The following is a 7,899-nucleotide window of genomic DNA, read 5'->3' on the forward strand; positions in this document are numbered from 1 at the left end:
TCGGTCGTCCGGCATCAGTCGTGGGTCGCCAGGGAGGATCGGGCCGTATGCCGAAGCAGGTGGTGGAGCTCGCCGACGGGTGGCGTCTCGCGGTGTGGCGGTCAGGCGCCGGCGGGACCCCGGTGCTGCTGCTGCCAGGCATGAGCCAGGACCACCGGCTCTACGACGTGCTCGTGGCCCAGCTCGCGGCGCGCGGCGTGCTGGACGGCCAGGTGGAGACGATCGCGATCGACCAGCGGGGCACCGGCGACAGCGACGACATGGATCGCCGGGACCCGCCGACCACAGGATCCTTCGCCGACGACGCGGCCTGGGTGCTCGAGCGGCTCGAGGTCGAGCGGGCGCACGTGGTCGGCCACTCCATGGGCGGCCGCATCGCGCAGTGGCTCGCGATCCGACACCCGGAGCGCGTCGCGAGCCTGACCCTGCTGTGCACCTCGCCCGGTGACCGGCACGGCGTCCCGCGCGCCGACGACGTCGACGCCACGATCGCGCGCTGCGACCCGATGGAGATGGCGCTGCTGAGCTACACGCCCGCGTGGCTGGGCTCGCACCACGAGCTGGCCGAGACGGCCGACGCCGCGACCACGACGCGGTCCGCGCAGCGCGGCCTGCACTACCGCGCCTCGCACGGGCACGACGCGTGGGACTCGCTGCCCCGCATCGTCGCGCCCACGGTCGTGGTCCACGGCGACGCCGATCGCGTCAACCCGCTGCGCAACGGCGAGCTGCTGGCCGAGCGCATCCCGGGCGCCGAGCTCGTCGTGCTGCGCGGCGCCCGCCACGGCCTGCCGGTCGAGCACGCGGCCGAGATCGCCGACGTCGTCCTGCGCCAGGTCGCCACTCAGAAGTAGTCGCGCACGCGCACCTGACGCCCGCCGGTGAGGGTGTCCCACACCGCGTCGTCATCGGCGGGACCCGTCAGCAGGCCCGCCTGGCGCTGCGCGCTGCTCGGCTGGGCGCCGGCATACGCGAGGCTCAGTGCGCGCGGGTGCAGGAGCCGTATGCCGGGGGCCGGGTCGTCGGCGAGCCGCTCGCAGGTGGCCCTCCCCGCCGTCACGCGCAGGCGGTAGGTGCCGGCCACCGGGTCGCCGCCGTGGCCGGGGGAGACGGCGAACGTCAGGTCGGCGTCGAGGTGGCCGGGGTAGCCGCGGGCCTCGAACGCCGCGGGGACGTCGAGCACCGCGAGGGCGTAGGGGCGCTGGTCGACCGGGCGCCAGGCGTTGCCGGGCAGGTGCAGGCGCAGGGGATCGGCGCCGCTGGTCCACAGCGTGGTGGTGGGGGCGACGGCGTGGCTGGTGCCGAGCTGGTGGAGCAGGGCGCGCGCGGCCGACGGGGTGGTCACGACGAGGTCGTCCACCGCCGTGACGCCCTGGTGGTAGCCGTCGGTGCGCCGCCAGGTGGCGTAGCCCGTGACCGCGCCGTCCTCCTCGACGAGGGTGACGTGCGCGCCGTCCAGCGCCTGCAGGAAGGCCGTCACGTCGGGCGGGAACTGCGGCCCGGACCGGGTGAGCGGTCCGTCGTGCTCGCGTGCCCAGCGGGTGTAGGCGGCCTGCATGGCGTCCAGGTCGTCGGCCGTGCCCCGGCGCAGCCGCACCTCGCGCGTGCCGTCCTGCGCATCGGCGGGCTCGTCGACCGGGACGTCGAGGAGCAGCCGCGTCGGCAGCTCGACCTGGTCGAAGGACGTCACCGTCTCGTAGCCGAACCGCCGGTAGATGCCCTGCGCCGTGGCGTAGAGCGTGGCGAGGACGTCCCCGCGCTCGCGGGCGCGGTCGTGCAGGGCGGGCATCAGCAGGCCGAGGCTCCCCGAGCCGCGCTCCTCGAGGCGCACGGCGACGCTGGCGATGCCCGCGGTGGGCACCTCGCGCCCGCCCCACCAGGACGACAGCGACAGGGCGCCGACCCGACCGACGAGGGTGTCGTCGACGAAGGCGCCCAGCATGACCCGACCACGCCGGGTGGGGTCGGGCAGCGGGTCCGGGGCGGGCTCGGCGTGGCCGAAGGACTCGACGCCGAGGTCCCAGGAGGCGCGGGCGTCGTCGACGGTGAGCGCGCGGACGACGGGGCGACCGCCCGTCACCGGCGCTCGCCCCGTCGACGCTCGCCCTGTCGACGCCGCCAGACGTCCCACGCCAGGCCCACCAGCACCCAGAACACGCCGAACAGCAACGCGGCCGAGGCGGTCGCCAGGAACGGCTCGCCGTGGAACAGCCCGAGCCGGATCATTACCAGCCGAAAGATCAGGAAGGTGACGGTCATGACCAGGCCCTCGCCGAGGCGCGACCCCCACGATCTTGCCCTTGCCCCCGCCGCAGGCTCGGGCGCCGGGGCGGGGGTGCGTCCCGTCATCGGGCGAGGTCCGGCGCCACGTGGCCGAAGCGGTGCAGGGTGCGGCTGATCGCCTGCTCGCGCAGGAAGGTCAGCAGCTCGCGACGGCCGTTGGCCAGCACGGGGTCGGCGAGGACGGTCGCGGACGAGCCCGAGAGGGCGTGGACCAGGTCCCTGACCTCGGACTCCTGACCGATCGCGCGCACCCGCGTCGACGTCTCGGCGTCACGCAGCCGCTGGGCGAAGGTCGCGAGGTCCTCGATCGTCAGCAGGCCGCGCAGGTCGTCGGCGGCCTGGCGGGCCTCGCCGTCACCTGTGCGCAGGGCCTCGAGCGGGCCGGCGGCCTGCGGGTCGGCGCTGATGCGCACGGCCGACCCGGCGAGCTCGGCCGCCGCCAGCAGGCGCACCAGCTCGACCGGACGGGCACCGGGCTCGAGCCGGACGGTCACCTCGGGGTGAGGGCGGTAGCGGAACACGTTGGCCTCGACCGCGAGACCGGTCTCGTCGATCTCCACGCCGAGCTCGTCGCGCCAGGCCTTGGCGTCGGAGCGCAGGGCCGCGTCGAGCCAGCCGCGGGCGTCCTGCAGGTCCCCGTCGTCGCCCGCGCCACCGGCGCCCACGACCAGCGGCGAGAGGCGGTCGACCAGCCGGCGCACGCGGGGTGACGGCTCGGCGCCGCGCTGCGGCAGCCCGTCCTCGCTCCACGACCCGAGCAGGGCGACGTAGTTGGGGCCGCCGGCCTTGGCACCGGGGCCGACCACCGAGTCCTTCCACCCGCCGAAGCTCTGCCGCTGCACGATCGCCCCGGTGATGTGGCGGTTGACGTAGGCATTGCCCACGTCGACGTGCTCCGTCCACCAGGCGATCTCGTCCGGGTCGAGGCTGTGCAGGCCACCGGTGAGGCCGAAGGCCGTGGCGTTCTGCAGCTCGACGGCCTCCTCGAGCGTGCGGCCGGTCATGAGGCCGAGGACCGGGCCGAACACCTCGGTGAGGTGGAAGAACGACCCGGGACGGACGCCCTCCTTGAGGCCGGGCGACCAGAGGCGGCCCGAGTCGTCGAGCTGCTCGGGCTCGACCAGCCAGGACTCGCCGGGCTCCAGGGTCGTGAGGGCGCGGCGGAGCTTGTCCTCCGGCACCTCGATGATCGGGCCCATCGTGGTGCCGAGGTCGTGCGGCCAGCCGACGCGCAGCGAGCGCACGGCGTCGACGAGCTGGCGCCGGAAGCGCTCGGAGCGCGCGACCGAGCCCACGAGGATGCCGAGGGAGGCGGCCGAGCACTTCTGGCCGGCGTGGCCGAAGGCGCTGCGGACCAGGTCGGCGGCGGCCAGGTCGAGGTCCGCGGCCGGGGTCACGACCAGGGCGTTCTTGCCGGAGGTCTCGCCGTAGACGCGGGGCCCGGCGGGGTGCTCGGTCCGCCAGCCGGCGAACATGCGGGCGGTATCGGAGGCGCCGGTCAGCACGACGGTGTCGACGTCGCGGTGCGAGACCAGGGCGCGTCCGGCCTCGCGCTCGTCGGTGCGGACGACCTGCAGCACCTCGCGGGGGACACCGGCCTCCCACAGCGCCTCGGCGGCGACCTCGACGCAGCCTGGCGTGGGGTGCGCGGGCTTGATGACGACGGCCGACCCCGCGGCGAGCGCGGCGAGCACGCCGCCGATCGGGATGGCGACGGGGAAGTTCCACGGCGGGGTGACCAGCACGACGCGGTCGGGCGTGAAGCGCGACCCGTCGGTGTGCGCGCTCGCGCCGGCCTCGAGCTCGAGCCCGCGCTCGGCGTAGTAGCGCGCGAAGTCGATCGCCTCGGAGATCTCGGGGTCGGCCTCGGCGACGGTCTTGCCGCCCTCGGCGGCCATGATCGTGACCAGTTCGCTGCGCCGGGCCTCCAGCTCACGGGCGGCGTCGCGCAGCACCTGCGCCCGGTCGTATGCCGACCGCCCGGCCCAGCCCGGGGCCGCCGACACGGCGCGGGCGACCACCTCGTCGACGTCGTCCGGGGTCGACAGGACGGGGGAGGAGAGGCGGTGGGGGTCGGCCGCGAGCGCCTCCCGGGCCCAGACACGGGTGGCGGGCAGGGACGGGTCGGAGTCGGGGGTGTTGGCGAAGCGGTCGCCGATGCGGGCGCGCTCGGACGAGCGGCGCGGTCCGACGGGCGTCGTCGGCATGGCGGCGACCGACTCGCGGAAGCGGCGCTCCTGGTCGGCCATCGCGTCGTGCGGACGGGCCGCGGCGCCGGGGCGGCCGTCCGGCGAGGCGCCGGACCCCGGGTCCGCGGAGAACATGGCGTGCAGGAAGTTCTGCTTCTGGGCGTTCTCCTCCAGGCGGCGGATGAGATAACTCACCGCGACGTCGAAGTCCTTGGGGGCGACGACGGGGGTGTAGAGCAGGACCGACCCCACGTCAGCCTTGACGGCGCGGGCCTGGCTGGGCGCCATACCCTGCAGCATCTCGATGTCCAGGGCGTCCAGGCAGCCGCGCTGCTGGGCCAGGAGATAGGCCACGGCCGTGTCGAAGAGGTTGTGCGAGGCGACGCCGATGCGCATGACCTCGGTGGCGTCGGGCCGCAGCGCGCGCTCCACGAAGGCGAGGTAGTTGGCGTCGACGTCCTCCTTGGTCGGGTAGGGGGCCTGCACCCAGTCGTGCAGCTCGGCCTCGACCTGCTCCATCGCTAGGTTGGCGCCCTTGACGACGCGGACCTTGATGCCGGCGTGCCCGGCGGCTCGGCGACGGCGGGCCAGCTCGAGCATGCGCTCCAGGGCGGGCAGTGCGTCGGGGAGGTAGGCCTGCAGCACGATCCCGGCCTCGAGGTTGTGGAACTCCTCCTCGGCCAGCAGCCGCTCGAAGACCGCCATCGTGAGGTCGAGGTCCTTGTACTCCTCCATGTCGAGGTTGACGAAGGCGTGCGGGCTCTTGGCCACGGCGGTGCGGTAGAGCGGGCGCAGGCGCTCGAGGACCCGCTCGACCGTGCCCTCCTCGTCCCACGTCGAGATCTGGCTGACCAGGGACGACACCTTGATCGAGACGTAGTCCACATCGGGGCGGGCCAGGATCTGGCGGGTGCGCTCGGCCCGGCTCGCGGCCTCGTGCTCGCCGAGGACGGCCTCGCCCAGCAGGTTGACGTTGAGCCGGAAGCCCTCGGCCCGGGCCTTGGCCAGGTGGCGGCCCAGGGCCGGGTCGTCGGCGTCCACGACGAGGTGGCCGACGATCTGGCGCAGCCGCGCGCGGGCGATCGGCACGACGACCGGAGGGGCGAGCCTGGCGACCTTGGCGCCGAGCCCCAGCAGCGAGCGGTCGACGCGGCCGAGGAACGCGCCGGCGTCACCGGCGGTCAGCGTCGAGAGCACCTTGGCCGCGACGTAGGGGTCCTCCGGGCGGGCCACCTCGTCGACGAAGGTCACCGCCAGGTCCAGGCCCGTCTCGTCGCGGAGCAGGGCGCCCAGCTGGTCGGACGTGGCCCGCTCGGATCGCGTCGCACCCTCTGCCGTGGCGCGTTCCCACCGGCGGGCGACCTCGACGGCCTCCTCCGCGACGGCGGCGACGGCCGTCGGTCCGGTGAGGTCGCTGGGCTGGGGCGCGAGGGGTCGGCTCTGATCCGTCATACGGTCGATTCTGGACCACGGGACCGACAGGGGGTGAACGGGGGTGCGACCCGTCTCACAACGGCTCCTCCCGTCCTCCCGAGGACGGGCGCGGGCTCGGCCTATACCCTGAGCCCATGCCTTCCGACTACCGAATCCTCAACGTGTTCACGACGCCGGACGACCTGTTCTCCGGCAACGCGGTCGCCGTGTTCACCGACGCCAAGGGTCTCGACGAGGAGACCATGCGGCGCACCGCTCGGCAGCTGGGGACCGAGTGCTCGTTCATCACCGGCCGTGACGACGAGGGTCACGCCACGGTCCGCTTCTTCCAGCCCGAGGGCGCCTCGGGCTTCGCCGGCAGCGCGTCGATGGCGACCGCGCACGTCGTGCGCGAGCTCGACGGCGGCGAGGGCGACATCCGCCTCGCCGGCAAGAAGCAGCTGATCCACGTGATCGACTCCGGCAACCGGTGGACCATGCTCGGCCGCAGCTCGGTCATCGAGGAGATCCACACCGAGAAGCGCTTCCTCGCCGGTCTCGTCGGTCGCAAGATCCCCGCGATCGTCGACCCCACCGTCAAGGTCACGTTCACGCGCTCCACCATCGTGCTCCAGCTCGCGACGGAGCAGGACGTGCGCGAGGCCAAGATCGACGCCCGCCTCCTGCACCAGTACGCCATGCTGCTCCACGTCGAGCCGCAGATCTACGTGTGGGCCTGGCGCGAGGACGGCGACGTCGCCTCCCGCATGTTCTACGGCCCGCAGGGCGGTGTCCTCGAGGTCGCCGCGACCGCGTCCGGCGCCGGCCGGCTCGGCGAGGTCCTCGTCTCCCGGGGCGAGCGCGACAAGCACTACCGCGTCTACCAGGGCGAGGACATCGAGCGCCCCTCGATGATCCACCTCGACATCGACGCCGACGGCCAGGTCTCGCTCGGCGGCATCGTCAAGGAGGTCGCGCGCGGTCAGATGGCCATCTGAGCCGCGGTCCGCGGGTGACTCCAGCCGTTCACGGGCGCCGCGGCCGAATCGGCATACCGATCCCGCAGACTGGTGCCATGAGCACCTGGACCACCAAGGACATCCCCGACCAGACGGGCCGCGTCTTCGTCGTCACCGGAGCCAACTCGGGGCTGGGCCTCGAGACCACGCGAGCGCTCGTCGACAAGGGCGCGTACGTCGTCATGGCCTGCCGCGACACCGACAAGGGCGAGGCGGCCCGGTCCGCCCTCGACCTCGCCGGACCCGGCGGGGCCGAGGTGCGCCGCCTGGACCTCGCGTCGCTGGACTCCGTGCGGGAGTTCGCCGAGGGCGTCTCGGACTGGCGCATCGAGACCCTGATCAACAACGCCGGCCTGATGGCCGTGCCGTTCTCGCGCACCGCCGACGGCTTCGAGACGCAATTCGGCACCAACGTGCTGGGTCACTTCGCGCTGACCGCCCAGCTCCTGCCGCGCCTGACGGACCGCGTCGTGTGGCTCTCCTCGCTGATGCACCGGATGGGCCGGATCGACCTGGCCGACCCGAACTTCGAGCGGCGCCGCTACAACGCGTGGGTCGCCTACGGGCAGAGCAAGCTCGCCGACCTGATGCTGGCCTACGAGCTGGAGCGTCGGCTGACGGGCGCTCGCTCGCCGCTGCGGTCGGTGGCCGCGCACCCCGGCTACTCCTCGACCAACCTGCAGGGGCGCACCGGCTCGGCCTGGTCCGACCGGGCGATGCTGCAGCTCAACAAGGTCAGCACGGTCGCGCAGCCGGCCGCGATGGGCGCGCTGCCGTCCCTCTACGCGGCGACGGTCGACGACCTGCCGGGCGGCTCGTTCGTGGGTCCGGACGGGTTCATGGAGGCTCACGGGCACCCGCGCACCGTCGGCTCGACCGCGGCGTCGCACGACCGCCGCAAGGCCGCGCAGCTGTGGCAGCTGTGCGAGGAGCTGACGGGCGTCCCCTTCCGCGTCTGACCCGCCGGGGGCAGAGGCATCGACCGGCCTTCGTTC

6 protein-coding genes are annotated in these 7,899 nt (G+C 74.0%); 3 read left to right on the plus strand and 3 right to left on the minus strand.

Annotated features, from left to right (window positions below; genetic code table 11):
- Positions 1 to 47: 47 nt before the first annotated feature.
- Entirely contained in the window at positions 48 to 854 is an 807-nt protein-coding gene (locus tag B4E97_RS10800) for an alpha/beta fold hydrolase (protein ID WP_286959846.1), read from the plus strand.
- Here B4E97_RS10800 and B4E97_RS10805 read toward each other — a convergent pair.
- The 3 genes from B4E97_RS10805 to B4E97_RS10815 all read right to left on the minus strand — a co-directional run bounded on the left by B4E97_RS10805 (position 845) and on the right by B4E97_RS10815 (position 5,924).
- Positions 845 to 2,080: a GNAT family N-acetyltransferase gene (locus tag B4E97_RS10805; protein WP_286959848.1), complete on the minus strand. Its 1,236-nt coding sequence runs from the start codon at positions 2,078 to 2,080 to the stop codon at positions 845 to 847. The two genes, B4E97_RS10800 and B4E97_RS10805, sit on opposite strands and share 10 nt — an antisense overlap.
- Positions 2,077 to 2,259: a hypothetical protein gene (locus B4E97_RS10810; RefSeq protein ID WP_029212151.1), complete on the minus strand. Its 183-nt coding sequence runs from the start codon at positions 2,257 to 2,259 to the stop codon at positions 2,077 to 2,079. Before B4E97_RS10810 ends, B4E97_RS10805 begins: the two co-directional genes overlap by 4 nt.
- A gap of 86 nt (positions 2,260 to 2,345) precedes the next feature.
- The gene (locus tag B4E97_RS10815; RefSeq protein ID WP_286959850.1) at positions 2,346 to 5,924 is read right to left on the minus strand and encodes a proline dehydrogenase family protein; all 3,579 of its coding nucleotides are present in this window, start codon (positions 5,922 to 5,924) and stop codon (positions 2,346 to 2,348) included.
- A 116-nt stretch (positions 5,925 to 6,040) separates the two neighbouring features.
- Here B4E97_RS10815 and B4E97_RS10820 point away from each other — a divergent pair, with 116 nt between their 5' ends.
- Both B4E97_RS10820 and B4E97_RS10825 read left to right on the plus strand, forming a co-directional pair.
- Positions 6,041 to 6,883 carry a PhzF family phenazine biosynthesis protein gene (locus tag B4E97_RS10820; RefSeq protein ID WP_286959852.1) on the plus strand — a complete coding sequence of 281 codons (843 nt, stop codon included), beginning with the start codon at positions 6,041 to 6,043 and terminating at the stop codon, positions 6,881 to 6,883.
- Positions 6,884 to 6,960: 77 nt separating this feature from the next.
- Entirely contained in the window at positions 6,961 to 7,863 is a 903-nt protein-coding gene (locus B4E97_RS10825; protein ID WP_286959853.1) for an oxidoreductase, read from the plus strand.
- The last annotated feature ends 36 nt before the right edge of the window (positions 7,864 to 7,899 follow it).

Source organism: Arsenicicoccus sp. UBA7492 (genome assembly GCF_002479615.1).
In the GTDB taxonomy this organism is placed as follows: domain Bacteria; phylum Actinomycetota; class Actinomycetes; order Actinomycetales; family Dermatophilaceae; genus Arsenicicoccus; species Arsenicicoccus bolidensis.

Excerpts from the sequence above, each read along its gene's own strand:
- B4E97_RS10800 (WP_286959846.1), top strand. The coding sequence starts at position 48 with ATGCCGAAGCAGGTGGTGGAGCTCGCCGACGGGTGGCGTCTCGCGGTG.
- B4E97_RS10825 (WP_286959853.1), top strand. The coding sequence starts at position 6,961 with ATGAGCACCTGGACCACCAAGGACATCCCCGACCAGACGGGCCGCGTC.
- B4E97_RS10820 (WP_286959852.1), top strand. The coding sequence starts at position 6,041 with ATGCCTTCCGACTACCGAATCCTCAACGTGTTCACGACGCCGGACGAC.
- B4E97_RS10810 (WP_029212151.1), bottom strand. The coding sequence starts at position 2,259 with ATGACCGTCACCTTCCTGATCTTTCGGCTGGTAATGATCCGGCTCGGG.
- B4E97_RS10815 (WP_286959850.1), bottom strand. The coding sequence starts at position 5,924 with ATGACGGATCAGAGCCGACCCCTCGCGCCCCAGCCCAGCGACCTCACC.